This window comes from Lapidilactobacillus dextrinicus DSM 20335, from assembly GCF_001436095.1.
GTDB classification, from domain to species: domain Bacteria; phylum Bacillota; class Bacilli; order Lactobacillales; family Lactobacillaceae; genus Lapidilactobacillus; species Lapidilactobacillus dextrinicus.
In genome coordinates this window covers 334,816-349,490 of the sequence record NZ_AYYK01000004.1, presented here as the reverse complement: position 1 = coordinate 349,490, position 14,675 = coordinate 334,816, and the positions used below count along the sequence as shown (strand labels likewise).

27 protein-coding genes are annotated in these 14,675 nt (G+C 36.3%); 23 read left to right on the top strand and 4 right to left on the bottom strand.

What is annotated here, in order from left to right:
• Positions 1-200: 200 nt before the first annotated feature.
• From FC84_RS03910 to FC84_RS03900, 3 genes are all read left to right on the top strand, one after another.
• A complete protein-coding gene (locus FC84_RS03910; protein WP_057755754.1) occupies positions 201-812 on the top strand; it encodes a VanZ family protein in 612 nt (203 codons plus the stop codon).
• Positions 813-944: 132 nt separating this feature from the next.
• Positions 945-1,826: a class II fructose-1,6-bisphosphate aldolase gene (fba, locus tag FC84_RS03905; RefSeq protein WP_057755753.1), complete on the top strand. Its 882-nt coding sequence runs from the start codon at positions 945-947 to the stop codon at positions 1,824-1,826.
• Between the two features lie 320 nt (positions 1,827-2,146).
• Positions 2,147-3,487, top strand: coding sequence for a glucose-6-phosphate isomerase (locus tag FC84_RS03900; protein ID WP_057755751.1), 1,341 nt, complete (start codon positions 2,147-2,149; stop codon positions 3,485-3,487).
• A 101-nt stretch (positions 3,488-3,588) separates the two neighbouring features.
• On the opposite strand, the gene FC84_RS03895 is transcribed toward FC84_RS03900, so the two are convergent.
• The 4 genes from FC84_RS03895 to FC84_RS09075 form a co-directional block, all read right to left on the bottom strand.
• The gene (locus FC84_RS03895) at positions 3,589-4,809 is read right to left on the bottom strand and encodes a site-specific integrase (protein ID WP_057755749.1); all 1,221 of its coding nucleotides are present in this window, start codon (positions 4,807-4,809) and stop codon (positions 3,589-3,591) included.
• A 110-nt stretch (positions 4,810-4,919) separates the two neighbouring features.
• Positions 4,920-5,609, bottom strand: coding sequence for a zinc-ribbon domain-containing protein (locus FC84_RS03890; protein WP_057755742.1), 690 nt, complete (start codon positions 5,607-5,609; stop codon positions 4,920-4,922).
• Between the two features lie 42 nt (positions 5,610-5,651).
• Positions 5,652-6,173, bottom strand: coding sequence for a hypothetical protein (locus FC84_RS03885; protein WP_057755741.1), 522 nt, complete (start codon positions 6,171-6,173; stop codon positions 5,652-5,654).
• Between the two features lie 11 nt (positions 6,174-6,184).
• On the bottom strand, positions 6,185-6,832 hold the full coding sequence (locus tag FC84_RS09075; RefSeq protein WP_057755740.1) for a helix-turn-helix domain-containing protein: 648 nt from the start codon (positions 6,830-6,832) through the stop codon (positions 6,185-6,187).
• A 142-nt stretch (positions 6,833-6,974) separates the two neighbouring features.
• Between FC84_RS09075 and FC84_RS03875 the strand changes: the two genes are divergently transcribed.
• The 20 genes from FC84_RS03875 to FC84_RS03790 all read left to right on the top strand — a co-directional run bounded on the left by FC84_RS03875 (position 6,975) and on the right by FC84_RS03790 (position 14,659).
• Positions 6,975-7,253 carry a helix-turn-helix domain-containing protein gene (locus FC84_RS03875; protein ID WP_057755739.1) on the top strand — a complete coding sequence of 93 codons (279 nt, stop codon included), beginning with the start codon at positions 6,975-6,977 and terminating at the stop codon, positions 7,251-7,253.
• Complete coding sequence (locus tag FC84_RS03870) at positions 7,253-7,435, top strand: hypothetical protein (protein WP_057755738.1); 183 nt, start codon at positions 7,253-7,255, stop codon at positions 7,433-7,435. The genes FC84_RS03875 and FC84_RS03870 overlap by 1 nt, the downstream gene beginning before the upstream one ends.
• A gap of 92 nt (positions 7,436-7,527) precedes the next feature.
• On the top strand, positions 7,528-8,094 hold the full coding sequence (locus FC84_RS03865) for a hypothetical protein (protein ID WP_057755737.1): 567 nt from the start codon (positions 7,528-7,530) through the stop codon (positions 8,092-8,094).
• Complete coding sequence (locus FC84_RS03860; RefSeq protein ID WP_057755735.1) at positions 8,061-8,354, top strand: hypothetical protein; 294 nt, start codon at positions 8,061-8,063, stop codon at positions 8,352-8,354. The genes FC84_RS03865 and FC84_RS03860 overlap by 34 nt, the downstream gene beginning before the upstream one ends.
• Before the next feature lie 11 nt (positions 8,355-8,365).
• Positions 8,366-8,500, top strand: a complete 135-nt coding sequence (locus tag FC84_RS09130; protein ID WP_263970765.1) for a hypothetical protein — start codon at positions 8,366-8,368, stop codon at positions 8,498-8,500.
• A gap of 114 nt (positions 8,501-8,614) precedes the next feature.
• Positions 8,615-8,995 (top strand): hypothetical protein, encoded by a 381-nt coding sequence (locus FC84_RS03855; RefSeq protein WP_057755733.1) that lies wholly within the window; start codon positions 8,615-8,617, stop codon positions 8,993-8,995.
• A complete protein-coding gene (bet, locus tag FC84_RS03850) occupies positions 8,995-9,774 on the top strand; it encodes a phage recombination protein Bet (protein WP_057755731.1) in 780 nt (259 codons plus the stop codon). The genes FC84_RS03855 and bet overlap by 1 nt, the downstream gene beginning before the upstream one ends.
• Positions 9,725-10,564: a PD-(D/E)XK nuclease-like domain-containing protein gene (locus FC84_RS03845; protein ID WP_057755730.1), complete on the top strand. Its 840-nt coding sequence runs from the start codon at positions 9,725-9,727 to the stop codon at positions 10,562-10,564. Before bet ends, FC84_RS03845 begins: the two co-directional genes overlap by 50 nt.
• A 12-nt stretch (positions 10,565-10,576) precedes the next feature.
• Positions 10,577-11,527 carry a DnaD domain-containing protein gene (locus FC84_RS03840; protein ID WP_057755729.1) on the top strand — a complete coding sequence of 317 codons (951 nt, stop codon included), beginning with the start codon at positions 10,577-10,579 and terminating at the stop codon, positions 11,525-11,527.
• A 16-nt stretch (positions 11,528-11,543) separates the two neighbouring features.
• Positions 11,544-11,990 (top strand): hypothetical protein, encoded by a 447-nt coding sequence (locus FC84_RS03835; RefSeq protein WP_057755727.1) that lies wholly within the window; start codon positions 11,544-11,546, stop codon positions 11,988-11,990.
• Positions 11,987-12,229 (top strand): helix-turn-helix domain-containing protein, encoded by a 243-nt coding sequence (locus FC84_RS09195; protein WP_057755725.1) that lies wholly within the window; start codon positions 11,987-11,989, stop codon positions 12,227-12,229. The genes FC84_RS03835 and FC84_RS09195 overlap by 4 nt, the downstream gene beginning before the upstream one ends.
• Positions 12,226-12,417 carry a hypothetical protein gene (locus tag FC84_RS03825; protein WP_057755723.1) on the top strand — a complete coding sequence of 64 codons (192 nt, stop codon included), beginning with the start codon at positions 12,226-12,228 and terminating at the stop codon, positions 12,415-12,417. The genes FC84_RS09195 and FC84_RS03825 overlap by 4 nt, the downstream gene beginning before the upstream one ends.
• A gap of 136 nt (positions 12,418-12,553) precedes the next feature.
• Positions 12,554-12,712: a hypothetical protein gene (locus tag FC84_RS08955; RefSeq protein WP_157051850.1), complete on the top strand. Its 159-nt coding sequence runs from the start codon at positions 12,554-12,556 to the stop codon at positions 12,710-12,712.
• Between the two features lie 14 nt (positions 12,713-12,726).
• The gene (locus FC84_RS03820) at positions 12,727-12,951 is read left to right on the top strand and encodes a hypothetical protein (protein WP_057755720.1); all 225 of its coding nucleotides are present in this window, start codon (positions 12,727-12,729) and stop codon (positions 12,949-12,951) included.
• A gap of 25 nt (positions 12,952-12,976) precedes the next feature.
• Positions 12,977-13,345, top strand: a complete 369-nt coding sequence (locus tag FC84_RS03815; RefSeq protein WP_057755718.1) for a hypothetical protein — start codon at positions 12,977-12,979, stop codon at positions 13,343-13,345.
• A complete protein-coding gene (locus tag FC84_RS03810) occupies positions 13,345-13,533 on the top strand; it encodes a hypothetical protein (protein WP_057755716.1) in 189 nt (62 codons plus the stop codon). The genes FC84_RS03815 and FC84_RS03810 overlap by 1 nt, the downstream gene beginning before the upstream one ends.
• Positions 13,523-13,747: a hypothetical protein gene (locus FC84_RS03805; RefSeq protein ID WP_057755709.1), complete on the top strand. Its 225-nt coding sequence runs from the start codon at positions 13,523-13,525 to the stop codon at positions 13,745-13,747. Before FC84_RS03810 ends, FC84_RS03805 begins: the two co-directional genes overlap by 11 nt.
• On the top strand, positions 13,734-14,174 hold the full coding sequence (locus tag FC84_RS08860; protein ID WP_083479518.1) for a DUF1642 domain-containing protein: 441 nt from the start codon (positions 13,734-13,736) through the stop codon (positions 14,172-14,174). The genes FC84_RS03805 and FC84_RS08860 overlap by 14 nt, the downstream gene beginning before the upstream one ends.
• On the top strand, positions 14,171-14,407 hold the full coding sequence (locus tag FC84_RS03795) for a hypothetical protein (RefSeq protein WP_057755707.1): 237 nt from the start codon (positions 14,171-14,173) through the stop codon (positions 14,405-14,407). The genes FC84_RS08860 and FC84_RS03795 overlap by 4 nt, the downstream gene beginning before the upstream one ends.
• Positions 14,408-14,659, top strand: coding sequence for a DUF3310 domain-containing protein (locus FC84_RS03790; RefSeq protein ID WP_057755705.1), 252 nt, complete (start codon positions 14,408-14,410; stop codon positions 14,657-14,659). It abuts the gene before it with no gap.
• The last annotated feature ends 16 nt before the right edge of the window (positions 14,660-14,675 follow it).

Here is a 14,675-nt window from a genome sequence, read left to right as displayed (position 1 = left end):
TTCTATTGCTTCATTTTACAACGAAACAGCCTAGACAGGCAATTTTACTCATAAATGATAGGAAAACTTAGAAGTTATGCTAATTAACCTTAAAATAAACTTTTTAAAAATTAAAATTTGTTAACGTCATGGCTTTAAAAATGGGCAGTTGATCAGTTTTTGGTAGACTAAAGAAACGACAGGAAAGTGGTGAGATTTTATTGTATTTACTTGGACCAATCTATCAATACGTCGATGCAAACTATCGCAACAGTTTTAATCATTTTCCGTTAATACGACTTATTTTTTATAGTCTGGATAAAACAATCCTTTATTTTCTTGCCTTTGCTTTGTTACGACTTATTTATCTCAAGTTTAAAAAACAACGTATTAATTGGCGACACGAAGTATTGTTAGGCGTGTTTGTCTTCTATTTACTATTGTTATTAGCCTTAACTGTTTTTCGGGGGATTTATTTTCCTTGGCAAATTAAAATTTATTGGCAGCGCCCAGTTAGTGACATTAATCTGACGCCATTTGTCGAAACCTGGAAGTTGCAAAACGGTCTTTCAATTTTGGATTTTGTTTATAACTTATATGGTAATATTGCTTGGTTTGTTCCCTTTGGCTTGCTTTTACCAGTCTTACGACAAAAACAGGGCTTTTTTATGACGTTCTTCAGTGGGGCAGCATTGTCCTTCATGATTGAAACCGTGCAGTTTTTTATTGGCACGGGTGTGACGGATATTGATGATTTAATCTTTAATACCACAGGTGCGGTATTAGGTTATCTCATCTTTTGGTTATTTTTCCGTAAACGCTATCCGCGTTAATTCGGGCTTAGTTTTCAGAAATTAGCGTCTTTTTCAAAAAAATTTACAAAACATTACCATTTTCTCTAAAAAAATGATAAAGTATCTGTTGTAGGAAAAAAATATTTTTTCACGTACAGGAGGATGTATACAATGCCATTAGTTCATGGTACAGAATTATTTAATGCTGCTCGTAAGGGCCATTATGCTATCGGTGCATTTAACACAAATAACTTGGAATGGACACGCGCTATTTTAGGTGCTGCTCAAGAAAAGAACGTTCCCGTTTTGATCCAAACATCAATGGGTGCTGCTAAATATATGGGTGGCTACGAACTTTGCAAAGGTTTAATTGAAGCTACTGTAAAGAGCATGAATATCACTGTTCCTGTTGTTATTCATTTAGACCACGGTGATTATGAAGCTGCTAAAGAAGCAATCGCTGCTGGTTACAACTCAGTTATGTTTGATGGCCATGATTTGCCATTTGCTGAGAACGTTGAAAAGACTAAAGAAATCGTTAAATTAGCTCACGCTAAAGGCATTTCTGTTGAAGCCGAAGTTGGTTCTATCGGTGGTGAAGAAGACGGTGTTGTTGGTGAAGGTGAATTAGCATCTGTTGAAGAAGCCAAAGAATTAGCTGCAACTGGTATCGACTTCTTAGCTGCAGGTATTGGTAACATTCATGGCCAATATCCAGACAACTGGACTGGCTTACACTTCGATCGTTTACAAGAAATTGCAGACGCTGTTGACTTGCCATTAGTATTACACGGTGGTTCAGGAATCCCTCAAGACCAAGTTGAAAAAGCTATCTCAATGGGTATTTCTAAGTTGAACATCAATACTGAATGCCAATTAGCATTTGCTAAAGCAACTCGTGAATACATCGAAGCTGGTAAAGACCAAGAAGGCAAAGGTTACGATCCTCGTAAATTACTTGCACCTGGTACTGCTGCTATCGGCGATACTGTTAAAGAAATCATTGACTGGATGGGTACTCGTCCTGTCAAATTGGTTCCAGAAGAAATCTAATTTGAATTTTAACTGGGCTGAAGTCATTTTGACTTCAGCTTTTTTATTAGGTTTAAGTAGACAATATTTAAATGAAAATCGTTTTTAATAGCGAGTTAATCATTTACTTAAGTTTCTGAAAATGTTTTTAACTTTCGCTGTGAGCTAATTTTATCATTAGCGAGACTTTCTAATCTAACGGTCATCAGCAATTATTTTTGATGAAAAATAGTGCTAAAAATAATTAGACCAATTTGACCAGAATTCTTGCAATCGTTATGGAAAACGTCTAAAGTAAATTCTTGGAAAGAGACATAAATTATATTTGGAGGAAAATTCTAATGGCACATATTTCATTTGATAGTAGCAAATTGACAAAATTCGTTCACGAAAACGAATTAGGTGAAATGCAAGCATTAGTTAATGCAGCAGATACTGAATTACGTGAAGGTACTGGTGCTGGTAATGACTTCCGTGGCTTCATCGACTTACCTGTTGATTATGATAAAGATGAATTTGCTCGGATTAAAGCCGCTGCAAAGAAAATTCAATCTGATTCTGAAGTTTTCGTTGCAATTGGTATTGGTGGTTCATATTTAGGTGCTCGTGCAGCAATCGACTTCATGAACACAACTTTCTATAACATGGATCCAAACCACAAGGGCCCACAAATCTTATTTGCTGGTAACTCAATCAGCTCTAATTATTTAGCTGATGTTGTTAACTTGATTGGTGATCGCGACTTTAGTATCAACATTATTTCTAAATCAGGTACAACAACTGAACCTTCTATTGCATTCCGTATCTTAAAGGCTAAATTAGTTGAAAAGTACGGTGAAGAAGGCGCTCGTGAACGTATCTACGCTACAACAGACCGTGCTAAAGGTGCTTTGAAGACTGAAGCTGATGCAGAAGGCTACGAAGAATTCGTTGTTCCAGATGACATTGGTGGTCGTTTCTCTGTTTTAACTGCTGTTGGCTTGTTACCAATCGCTGTTGCTGGTATTAATGTTGATGATTTAATGAAAGGTGCTGCTGATGCTCGTGAAGCATACAGTGACGCTGATTTAACTAAGAACGAAGCATACCAATATGCTGCATTACGTAATATTTTATACCGCAAAGGTTACACAACTGAATTGTTAGAAAACTACGAACCAACATTGCAATACTTTGGTGAATGGTGGAAACAATTAATGGGTGAATCAGAAGGTAAAGACCAAAAGGGTATCTATCCTTCATCAGCTAACTTCTCAACTGACTTACACTCATTAGGTCAATATATCCAAGAAGGCCGTCGTAACTTGATGGAAACTGTTGTTAAGGTTGAAAAACCACGTGTTGACGTTGAAATTCCTTCTGAAAAAGAAGATCTTGATGGCTTAGGCTATCTTGAAGGCAAGTCAATGGACTATGTCAACGACAAAGCATACAACGGTGTTGTTTTGGCTCATACTGACGGTGGTGTACCTGTTATGACAGTTAGCATCCCTCAACAAGACGCTTATACTTTAGGCTACTTAATCTACTTCTTCGAGATTGCTGTTGGTATTTCTGGTTACTTGAACGGTATTAATCCATTCAATCAACCAGGTGTAGAAGCATATAAGAAGAACATGTTTGCCCTTTTAGGTAAACCAGGCTTCGAAGATTTAGCTAAAGACTTAAACTCTCGCTTATAGGAGTAGGGTTACAGCGTTTTAATAATCTCTGATTCTCTAATCATTTGACGCTTAAAAAATTGAATGGTTAAGAGATTGGTTAAGACACGAAAAGGGACGCATTAATTTGCGTCCTTTTTTTGTACATATTTTTCATATTTTTCTGATGCTTGTTGGATTACTTTTGGAGTTACTTCTGCATAGATTTGTGTTGTAGAGAGTTCTTTATGTCCTAGAGTGTCTTTTATATCGTCAAGACTAACGCCAGCCTCACGCATGAATACGGCGTGTGTGTGACGTAAATCGTGGATGTGGATCTTAGGCAAATCCAGTCCTTTGCAAATTCTCGTGAATGCACCATCGACTGAGCGTTGACGGATAACCGCACCTCGTTTATGAGTTGTATATCTGAAAATGAATTCATCATCGTTTTTTGCTTTTAAATTAATATTGATGACGTCTGAATTATCATCACAGCAACTATGATTTAAGAACCATTTAAGCACAGTTTTAAGGCGTTCAGTCATTTGAAGGGTTCTTCTACCTGCTTCTGTTTTAGGAGTGTCTAGGACGATAGAATTGGCTAAATTGCCTACTTCTTTTCGGTAAAGGCGTGTCTTATTTATCGAAACAGTTTCACTATCGAAATTGATGTCACTCCACTTCAAAGCCATAGCTTCTCCCTTTCGCAATCCTAAGTCGAGAACAGTTAAGAAGAAAACATACCACACTGGTTCTTTGTCCTCAATAGCAGCTTTTAGAAAGATTTCAGTTTGATCTACCGTCCAATAATGAAGCCTTTTGGTTCTATTATCATATTTTTTATTGATCTCTAAAAACCTGGTCGGATTGTCTCTGATATAACCAATTCTTGTAGCTTTTTCTAAGGCGTTTGAAATAGTAGCATTAATTATTTTCACAGTGTTCCAGGAGAGCGGAGTGTTATCTTTTTTGCCATGTTCCAAAAGACTGTTAATGAATTGTTCATGTACGGCACGAGTATAATCTTTTAATTTATAATCACCTATATTTGGTATCAAATAACGTTGGACTTGATAACGGTAAATAATCATAGATCCTTCTTTGACATTAATTTTCCATTTATCAAGCCATTCGTTAAGCCAATCAGCCATTAGCATATTGCTATGGTCATTAACCGTTAATCTTCCATTATCAATATCAGCTTCTGTATTTTTTGCCCACGATCTCGCTTGTTTTTCAGAAGTAAAACCACGTTTATGAATATTTCGCTGCTTTTTTGTTTGTGGATCTATGCCGAGATATATTTGGACTTCATAACGTACTTTTCCATTTTTTAATTCATATTTATTAATTTGAGCCACTTTATTTCTTCCTTTCTGGAAAAACAAGAGATAAATTTCATAAAACACAAACGTATGTTCTTTTTATCTTTAAAAAAATAAGCCAAATCAATGACTTGTTTTTTTAATGTCTATTTTTTCGTTTTAAATGTATTGCCACAATTATTACAATGCCATTCGTTTTTGCCTTTTTTACCAGTAAAGCCAGCTAGCGCACCGATACCACCTGTAAGAACTGCTCCGCCGATAGCTTTACCGGTAGAAAAAGCTTTCTTATTATTTTGCATGAATACAACGTCGGTACTACCACACTTAGGACATTTAACAGCATTTTTATATGCTTTACGGTCAGCCTTTTCTTGCTTTGCTTTTTTGCTATCTTCTTCATACTTATCAAGCTTAGCTTGAAAATCTGCTTTACGTTGTTTTTCTTCAGGCAGATAGTCAGCAACGTGGCTTGGATCATTTAACATTTCAAGGAATTCCACAAGAGTAGGTAAGTTATCTCCCTTTTTAGTCTTACCAAGAAAGACTTCTTTGAAATGTTTACCACATACATAATAACCGTCACTTAATTCTATAGATTTATTTAATAAACCAATTTCTCCGCCGTCAACTGCACAAATATCTTTATTACGATCACGAGAAAGTTCAACAGCATATTTTTTATTTAGATTTTCTTTTGGTTCTTTTGTTTCACTTGTTGTTTGTTCAATTTCAGTCGTTGTACTATCTGAATCGTTTTCAATTTTATATCCGCAGTGCTGGCAAAATACGGCACCTGCAACTAATTTAGTTCCACACTTAGGGCAAAACTCCATGGTAATTCCTCCCAAACAATTAACCTTCTGTCGTACATAAACTTAGCGTTGTTTAATTACTTTCTTAATATTCTCAACATTTTCAGTAAATGTTTTAAAATTGTTGGTCGATAATTGCTTTTGATATAAAGATAATTCAGCCAACGTTTTATTAAGGTTATTTAATTGAGCTTTTTCTGTTTTTAATTTTTTAATCTTTTTTATCAGGGCTTGTAAGACCCTATCAAGGAAAAGTGCATCAATAGATTCTCTTTTATCAAAAAGTGTTTTACTTAAATCGTTTACCCTTGACTTATTTAGAGAGAGCTTCCGCTTTGCTAATGGTGAGTAAAATTCTATTGATCCACCAACTTTTTCTAAATTTAAATCGAGTAAATTAACATGATCCATCAATGTGTCCCATCTTGGAAAATAAACCTCTGGATTAGCTGTTTTTTCAATTAAAGAAAACGATTCTTTTATTATTTTATAATTTGTTCCGAAATATAAATCAGCGTTTTGTCGTAGCTCCTTAGCTTCCTTTTTAGAACTATGAATATTAACAATTTTTGATAAAATACCCATTTTATCGCCTCTTAATATTTCCTTTTAGTTTGAACTAATCTGCCTGCAATTAATATTTCGTTCATATCATTACCTGCAAAAATTCTAGGTGGGTAACTAGGGTTGGATGCCGTTAATACAATAGAATCTTTTGATTTAGTGACATGCTTTAACGTTCCTTCTTCACCATCTACAATAACCGCACAGATATCGCCGTTATTAAACTCGGTTGTTCGTTTAATCATGGCGTAATCTTTATCGTAAATTCCATCTCCAGTCATAGAATCGCCTGAAACGACTAACCAAAAATAATCATAGCTCATGTCGATATCATCTTTATTGACAAATTCCATGCCTAGGTGATCTTGCATAGCTAAACCGTTTGGACCGGCTTTGATTGTGCCGATGACTGGAATATCAATTAAATTATTTACGTCGACAGGTAAGGCATTAGTCGGCAGTTCAGTATCTGTTACATAACCGGCCATTTTCATTAGTTCTAGTTCATTAAATTTAAGACCCTTAGCTAACTTTTTTATTGTGTTAACTTTTGGGGTTGCCATTTTACCATTTTCAATTCTAGATATTTGTGATGCACTAACGCCGGACAGCATAGCAAATTGGTTTAACCCAAGCTTACGTTCTAATCTAAGTTGTTTCAATTTTTCGCCAAAAGCCACGTTATCACACCTTTCACGATTAATTTTATTGCATAAATGCAATGCTTTCAAACTTTTTTTGCTTTTTTGCAATAAAACTATTGCTTTTTAGCAACGAAGAGTTTATTATAAGTATTGTTAAAAAGAAACAGAGGTGATGCAGATGGTAGTTATTAAAGATAATAAAGTAATTTTAAAAAACGACTATTTTCATGAGTTATTAAAAAATAAAGGTATGACAATCACTGGATTATCAAGAATTATGGGCGTTAATCCATCTACGATTTATAGAATGATGAATCAAGAAACAGAAGTATCAAGTAATGTCATTGCTAAAATGATGGCAGCATTTGGACTAAAAGAAGCTGATTTTGGTGAGCTTTTTATTTTTAAGTCAACGTTGCTAAAAAGCAATGATGATGACAAGGAGGTGATCAAGTAATGCGAAAAGGAATAATTGGACGCGAAAATCAAATCAGATGGATTGCAAGCGTAGAACATAGAAGCTTTGATGAAGTTAATTTTGAAATGTTGCCTTTTGATGACGACATGGTTGAGACAAGATATCAAGATTTGTTTTACGAATATCAAAGCTTAATCAGACAAAAAATGATACTTGCTTAATTAATATTAATGCAAACATGTTTTACATCTTTAATTCTAATCGTAATCAAGTTGGAATAAATACACTAAAAATTTAAATAGGTCGTGTTCATATGGATATATCAAAAGCATTGCATAGAGTCGAAAAGCGATTAAACGTCACTCCTAAGGTTGTTCAGACAGATACACATAATAAGTATTCTAAATCGACAATCTATAACTGGTGGGGTGGTTCGAATATAAAGGCTAATGATGCAGTTGAAGTAAGTAAGGCAATTAAAGATTTCGCAACTGCTAATGATTTAGCGTCGCAATTCTTTGGGATATTCAGAATGCTGGATGGTGACAAATTCAAAGAAGATGCATTATCGGTTGAAGCTTTTGCCGAGTTTGAAGAACAAGAAAAAGTAGATGCTTTTTCCAAATATCACGTCAGAAAGTTGTTGGCATCAAGTGATTTAACTCATGCAGAGCAGAAGGATTTATATGACTCGGCTTGTGAGTTATTGGATTCATTGCTAATGAATTACAAACTACTGGTTCTTATCTGTGAAGAACAGCATATCGATTTGTGGGATGTCTATAAAGAACGACGCAAGTATTACATCAATGCTGGTTATGTAGAACCGGAAAGGAAAGAAAAATTATGGATGAGAAGACAAAGCCAGTCAATGGACTAGTAATCATTCCGAATGTTTATAAAAAGAAGGAAAAGCCTAAAAAGCGAGAACGTAAACAAAAAGTTATCTTGCCGATTGAAAAACAGACAATCGATTATTTCTCCAATAAATGGAATGTGTCCCGAGTGCAGGTATGGCGTTGGACGAAGAAGAAATACACTAATCCACCATTACCAAGTCAACAAATCGGACGTGTGATTCGGATACCTGTTGATAAAGCAGAACGTTGGTACGCTGCTAAAAGCAAAATTAATGAATAGGGGTTAATGAAATGAAATTAGTTAACGGCATTAAAGATTATCTAGCACTAGGCAATGATTTTTGGGGCAACTTTATTGCAGCTGAAATTATCATAGTTCCAACGTTGGTAGTTCTAAGTTGGATTGTTACTTCAAACATTTTCTAGGTGGTTTAAAAATGAAAAAACAGCATAAAAAAAGACCACTCACGGCAATGAGTGATCTAAAGCATTACAAATTTATTTATACGTTAATTCTAACACGGATTGGAGTTGTTGGAAATGATTAGTTCGCAAGAGTTAGCACGAGCACAGAGGAATTACGATGAACAAGTTGCAAGAGATTGTTCAATACATGCGTTTTCTGATGAAGAACAATTAACTGATTGGAATGGAGATATTATTCTTCCGGGTCAATCTTATTGGAATGTTTACGAATACAACGATATTAAACTGCCTGACCGTGTAATCAATAGCAACGATGATATTTGGAGCTGGATGGATAACAACAGCTTTTTCTACGATTTAACGTGGTTTATACAACATTTCGGTAGATATGGTGTTGACGAAACTATCAGAAAACTAATGACTTTAGACAGCATTAATGAAGTTGAATTTTTTAAATTATTTGTTAATTGCGAATTGATGGAGGATGAAAACTAATGGCAGATTTAATGACTAAACCTATTAATTATGAAGTAAACGGTGAGCAGGTTAATTTATCAGGTCAAATGGTTAGAGATTATTTAACAAGTGGTAATGGCAAAGTTAGTGATCAAGAAGTTGTGATGTTTATTCAGCTTTGCCGCTATCAAAAGCTCAATCCTTTCTTACATGAAGCATACCTTGTTAAGTTCGGCAGCTCACCAGCACAGATTATTACTTCAAAAGAAGCTTTCATGAAGCGTGCAGAAAACAACGCCCATTATCGCGGATATAAAGCCGGCATTATTATTGAACGAAATAACGAGATTATTTATCAAAAGGGAGCATTTAGTCTTAGTTCAGATAAATTAGTAGGCGGTTGGGCAGAAGTAATGCGCGATGATCGTGATGAAAATATCCGCGTTGAAATTGGTCTTGACGAGTTTTCAAAAAGCCAATCAACTTGGAAAAGCATGCCAAAAACAATGATTAGAAAAACAGCGTTAGTCAATGCATTACGTGAAGCTTTCCCAGAAACATTGGGTGCTTTATATACCGAAGATGATAAAGACTTAAACGAAGCACGACAACCTAGATCAATCAATGCCAAAGAGGACAGTAAACAAGCACAATCTATTGACGATTTAATCGAACAAGATACAGAGCCTGAAATTAAAGAAGCTCAACCAGTTCAAGATGAAAACACAGTGATTGATCCAGAAGAAATTGCAAGGGAGATTGATGAAGATGCCGCTAAAACAGACCCAACAAATATCTTCGAAAACCCAGCTTACTAGTGATAACTATTATGATCGTGACACAGATTTACAGTATCAATCAGCAACACTGTTTAAGTCGTTTTTAGAATGTGAAGCTAAGACCCAAGCAGAGTTGCTAGGCGTATGGAAGCCACCGGAAAATCAGGTGGCATTGCTAATGGGTAATTACTTGCATAGCTATTTTGAGAGTAAAGAAGCACATGAAGCTTTTATTGAGCAACACCAATCAGAGTTAATCAGCAGTCAAGGAAAGACAAAAGGTCAACTCAAAACAGCGTATAAAGGTGTTGAAGCAATGATTGATGTGTTAGCTAATGACGAGAAGTTTTGTAGTTTGTATCAAGGTGATAAAGAAGCAATCGTCACTGGCAATATTTACGGTGTTGCGTGGAAAGGCAAAATTGATTGCTTGAATTTAGATCGTGGCTACTTCATTGATTTAAAGACCACTCAAGACCTTCATAAAAGTTATTGGAATAGCGAACAACATGAGAAACAGTCTTTTGCGGTTCATTATAACTATCAGCTTCAAATGTGGGTATACATGCAACTGATTTATCAGACGTTTGGTGTTTGGTGTCAGCCTTATATCGTTGCTGTGGACAAACAAAAAGTGCCTGATAAGGCGATATTATCCATTCCTAGCTATCGTCTAGAAGAAGCCGAACAAGTTGTCGCAGACAATCAAGAACGCGTTGAGAGCGTACGACAAGGCGAAACTAAGCCAGAACGTTGTGAGCAATGTGATTATTGCAAGGAAACAAAACAATTAAACGAAATTATCAGCATTGACGATCTAGTGGAATAGGAGGTGCTGTGATTGGCAATATACAGACAAGTTCATACAACTATCTGGAAAGACGATTGGATAGGAGAATTGTCACTAACAGAAAAAGCATTATGGTTCTACCTGCTTACAAATGATAGAACCACACAATGCGGTATATATGATTTTTCATGGCGCTATGCCACTTTTGAAACGGGAATTAGCCGATCAGATATTCAAACAACAATTGAAAAGTTTCAAAGTGATGGCAAAGTTGCTTTTAATCCAAAAAATAACGAAATTATGATTGTTAATTGGCTGAAATATAATTCAGCAAGATCACCTAAGGTTGCCCCTGTGATCGATAAGGAATTAAAAGAAGTTAAAACACTTGAATTTGAATCAGAAGTCATCAAGAAGTGTGAAGATCTTGGATACCCTATAAAAACTAAATTACCTGATGGAAATACCCTATCGATACCGTATCAATATAATAGCGATACGATATTGCAACCATCACCATCATCAGAACCATCACCAACACCATCAGCAGCAGAAAAGGGCGCGTCTGCGACTACTCCGTTGCAAGAATTGTCTGAATTCTATCAAAAAAACTTTGGTTTAACGAATCCGACTATTGAGCAGGATCTTGAGTATTCGCTTGATGATTTTGATGGCAACGTTGAGATTGTTGAAGAAGCCATGAAACGAGCTGCTAGGGATCAAAAAGGATTCCGCTATGCACTCGGAATTATGAAAAAATGGCTTGCTAAGAACATCAAGACTATGGAGCAAGTGAAAGCCGAAGACGTACAGTTTGAGAATAATCAAGCTAATAAATTTGGCAATAACAAACCACAGAAGCGTGCTGGTATTATGCCTGATTGGTTAAAAGAACAGAAAGAAGCGCAGCAGAGCGGTCAAGCTGTTACTGCTCATAGTAATAGAATTTCAGCTGATGAAGCTGAAAAGATACGCAAAAGACTAGAGGAAAAACTTAAATAGAGACAGAGGTGATCGCATGACATTGATTACTGACATGGTGGCTGGTTTGTATGACAAATATGAAGATGCTTATAACATACCTGATACCGACCCGACAGTTATCAAGCTTCGCTATTGGTTTGATCCAACCGGTGAACTAAGAAAACCACATAAACAGCCATATGACGACAAGGTGATTGAGCTATACAACCAAGGATTGAGTGATGTTGAAATTGATCATAAAATCAAAAGATCAACCACAGTTGCTTTAAGAACAAGGCATCGGCTTGGATTAATACCTGCTAACAACAAAAAGCATAAGTACAAGCTTACTGACCGTCAAGGTGTGGTAAGCGAACATGTATCCTTAGCCACTATTGTTCAAGCCGTTGGTTATAAACCAAATAATTATTCGTTTGATAATTTGAAAAAACGGATTGAGGAAAAAGGATACAAATTGGAAAGGATCAAGCTAGAACAATGAACAGCCAGAAAATATTACAAGATAACGTGCTTAGCTTATACGCTCACACAAAACTTAGCTTATCAGAATTAGCTGATCGTTGTGGAATAGGTTCTACAACGCTAGTTGGCATAATGAATGGCAATCATAGCACCATGCTGGAAACACTCGACAGAATGGCAGACAAGCTGAATGTCACTACAAGCGATCTGATAACAGCTAACTACGCAAATAATAATTGGCAGGAAATGATGAAATGAACGGTAATCAACGTGTGTTTAGAGAATACTTGAAAGAGTCAATGGCACGACATAGCAATGATATGGTTCGCTCACTACAAGCCGTTGGCCGTTATGCACCATCAGAGATATTAATTCCATTCAGTAGGCTGACTACCGAAGAGAAAAATCAAGTGATTTATGAAGTGCTAAGAAATGACTATGTTTGAGAAACTAGCAGCAATAATTGCAGTGATAATACTGATTACAACGTTATTTTTCAACGACTGGTTGCCCCTTGTTGCGCTGATTATAACTATTGTTCTTGTATTTATTGCTATCTGGAAATTGTTGGAGGAATAGACGATGAAAATTAAAGTAACGTATACGCAAATTTACATGGGTGAAAGATTGACTGACAGTTTCACAAAAACAGTACGCAATATTGATGAAGCACGTGGAGCATGCGAACGAGTTGCTACTGATCCACACGTGATTGACGTTTGCTGGTCACCAATAGATTAGTGGAGGATGAGTAAATGCCAGCAAGAAAAATCACGATCAACGGAGTTTCTAATTCGTTTGAGTGGCAAGTAGGCAACACGACTAGATTTATCAAATTTGAAGATATAACAGGATTAGGGCGTTTTAGTTGGATAGAACAAATTGTGGAAGTTAAGTGCGGTAAAACGATTCATACATTGCCAGTAAAAGAGTTTGACAGATTATCAGATGAGTATCACGAATGGAGGAAAAACAAATGAAGCAATATAAAGTAGGCGACCAACTATGGTATTAAGTTTAGACACAGTAAATGAACTCATGGATCAAGGAGAACTTAACAAGGCTATTGAAGAGGCGGAGCAATACTTAGACAAGTGCATTGAAGCGTCGGCACTTAAGAAAGGGTATGTAGATGTGTCTGTGTACGAGGACCTTAGTCAAGCTACAAATTATTCTAGACAGCCTGACATCGAGCTTAAGTATATTATCAAGCGGCATAACCTATCTAACAGCCATGTTGCGTTGTTTCGTACTAAGTTAGTTGAGGCTTATGCAGAAGCTGGGTACAAAGTTGACTATGAGCTTCACGACATGGGTATGAGCGAGGTTTATTTCGGCGTTCGTATACAGCACTATCAGGAGGTTGAAGAATAATGATGGAGCTAATCTTAGCAACATTGTTGGTTACGGTCGTTGTTGTACTTTACAGAACTAGAGTAGCACTTAGGAAAGCAATCTTTTTGTTAGAGAGTATCGAACAGCATACACGTTTTACCGATCAATCTATGTTCCACATTGAGGAAAAATTACTTGGAGATGAGGTTAACGACAATGAAGATTAAACTACCAAAAGCAGTCGCTGAAGAGCTAGCTGAATTTATTGGCTATATTGATGTTGGTTTTGATGATTATTATGAAGTTTCTCTTGAAGATACAAGTTGTGCAACATATTACTACATCATGAGTGAAACACTTGAGTCAGACCGTAATGCGCGAATTGTAAACTTGTTAAATGCTTGGACGTATGGCTGGGAGGAAGCGGATGAAATATCGTAAAACAGCACTGATTGAAGCCGAACAGTATATTGGTTCGCCAGCACAAGTTATAGAATATAACATCGTTGAAATACCACCGATTATCGGTACCGACAAACCGTATGAATATTTTATTCCAACGTTGGAAGGCCCTATGGAATTGCACGCTGGCGATTGGATAGCGACTGGGGTCAATGGCGAACATTGGCCTATCGCTGATGATGTATTCAAGAAGACGTACGCCAAGTTACCTGTGATTCCTTATAACGTTGCTGCTTTTATCAAGTTGTGCAAAGGAAGCAATATTGATCTTCGAGATGTTCTATATTTCGAAAACAATGGTTTTGATTATGTAAAAGAAGACGAAGCTAGAATTGGTGATTGGATTGCAGATCATCAAGACAAGGTTGCACGTGCTTGGTTAGACGGATATGAGGTGGAGAAATGAGTGAATGTGAATATTGTAAATTTAGAGATAGGTATGCTTACAATTCGCAACGTACTATGTACAAAGAGACAGATTTTGAAGACAAGCATTTACGTTCTCTTATTGTGGGACTAATGCGGCAAGATAGTGGGTACGAATTGACTGTTGGTATTGGCTTATCTGACATTGGTTATCAAAGTGGAATTGCTATTAATTATTGCCCAATGTGCGGCAGAAAATTGGAGGAAGAATGAATGAGTAATTTAAAACCAGATTATTATGCTACTTCAGGAAGTGATTTAATCGAACACTGGTACGACAAGTGGGGTAAGTCGGCAGATATTATCATGGTTGCTAATGTTGAAAAGTATCTTGAACGATATAAAGAGAAGAATGGCATGGAAGACTTGCAAAAGGCTAAGACCTACTTAGATCGTTTGATTGCCAAGCAACAAGTAACACCGAGCAATGATGATGGTTATACGCAATTTCCATTACCAAAGTAGGTTAGGAGGAATTCAA

What these genes read in the sequence shown, in the direction of transcription:
- fba (WP_057755753.1), top strand. Translation starts at nt 945, where the DNA reads ATGCCATTAGTTCATGGTACAGAATTATTTAATGCTGCTCGTAAGGGC.
- FC84_RS03900 (WP_057755751.1), top strand. Translation starts at nt 2,147, where the DNA reads ATGGCACATATTTCATTTGATAGTAGCAAATTGACAAAATTCGTTCAC.
- FC84_RS03890 (WP_057755742.1), bottom strand. Translation starts at nt 5,609, where the DNA reads ATGGAGTTTTGCCCTAAGTGTGGAACTAAATTAGTTGCAGGTGCCGTA.
- FC84_RS03885 (WP_057755741.1), bottom strand. Translation starts at nt 6,173, where the DNA reads ATGGGTATTTTATCAAAAATTGTTAATATTCATAGTTCTAAAAAGGAA.
- FC84_RS03875 (WP_057755739.1), top strand. Translation starts at nt 6,975, where the DNA reads ATGGTAGTTATTAAAGATAATAAAGTAATTTTAAAAAACGACTATTTT.
- FC84_RS03870 (WP_057755738.1), top strand. Translation starts at nt 7,253, where the DNA reads ATGCGAAAAGGAATAATTGGACGCGAAAATCAAATCAGATGGATTGCA.
- FC84_RS03865 (WP_057755737.1), top strand. Translation starts at nt 7,528, where the DNA reads ATGGATATATCAAAAGCATTGCATAGAGTCGAAAAGCGATTAAACGTC.
- FC84_RS03860 (WP_057755735.1), top strand. Translation starts at nt 8,061, where the DNA reads ATGGATGAGAAGACAAAGCCAGTCAATGGACTAGTAATCATTCCGAAT.
- FC84_RS09130 (WP_263970765.1), top strand. Translation starts at nt 8,366, where the DNA reads ATGAAATTAGTTAACGGCATTAAAGATTATCTAGCACTAGGCAATGAT.
- FC84_RS03855 (WP_057755733.1), top strand. Translation starts at nt 8,615, where the DNA reads ATGATTAGTTCGCAAGAGTTAGCACGAGCACAGAGGAATTACGATGAA.
- bet (WP_057755731.1), top strand. Translation starts at nt 8,995, where the DNA reads ATGGCAGATTTAATGACTAAACCTATTAATTATGAAGTAAACGGTGAG.
- FC84_RS03845 (WP_057755730.1), top strand. Translation starts at nt 9,725, where the DNA reads ATGCCGCTAAAACAGACCCAACAAATATCTTCGAAAACCCAGCTTACT.
- FC84_RS03835 (WP_057755727.1), top strand. Translation starts at nt 11,544, where the DNA reads ATGACATTGATTACTGACATGGTGGCTGGTTTGTATGACAAATATGAA.
- FC84_RS09195 (WP_057755725.1), top strand. Translation starts at nt 11,987, where the DNA reads ATGAACAGCCAGAAAATATTACAAGATAACGTGCTTAGCTTATACGCT.
- FC84_RS03825 (WP_057755723.1), top strand. Translation starts at nt 12,226, where the DNA reads ATGAACGGTAATCAACGTGTGTTTAGAGAATACTTGAAAGAGTCAATG.
- FC84_RS08955 (WP_157051850.1), top strand. Translation starts at nt 12,554, where the DNA reads ATGAAAATTAAAGTAACGTATACGCAAATTTACATGGGTGAAAGATTG.
- FC84_RS03820 (WP_057755720.1), top strand. Translation starts at nt 12,727, where the DNA reads ATGCCAGCAAGAAAAATCACGATCAACGGAGTTTCTAATTCGTTTGAG.
- FC84_RS03815 (WP_057755718.1), top strand. Translation starts at nt 12,977, where the DNA reads ATGGTATTAAGTTTAGACACAGTAAATGAACTCATGGATCAAGGAGAA.
- FC84_RS03810 (WP_057755716.1), top strand. Translation starts at nt 13,345, where the DNA reads ATGATGGAGCTAATCTTAGCAACATTGTTGGTTACGGTCGTTGTTGTA.
- FC84_RS03805 (WP_057755709.1), top strand. Translation starts at nt 13,523, where the DNA reads ATGAAGATTAAACTACCAAAAGCAGTCGCTGAAGAGCTAGCTGAATTT.
- FC84_RS08860 (WP_083479518.1), top strand. Translation starts at nt 13,734, where the DNA reads ATGAAATATCGTAAAACAGCACTGATTGAAGCCGAACAGTATATTGGT.
- FC84_RS03795 (WP_057755707.1), top strand. Translation starts at nt 14,171, where the DNA reads ATGAGTGAATGTGAATATTGTAAATTTAGAGATAGGTATGCTTACAAT.
- FC84_RS03790 (WP_057755705.1), top strand. Translation starts at nt 14,408, where the DNA reads ATGAGTAATTTAAAACCAGATTATTATGCTACTTCAGGAAGTGATTTA.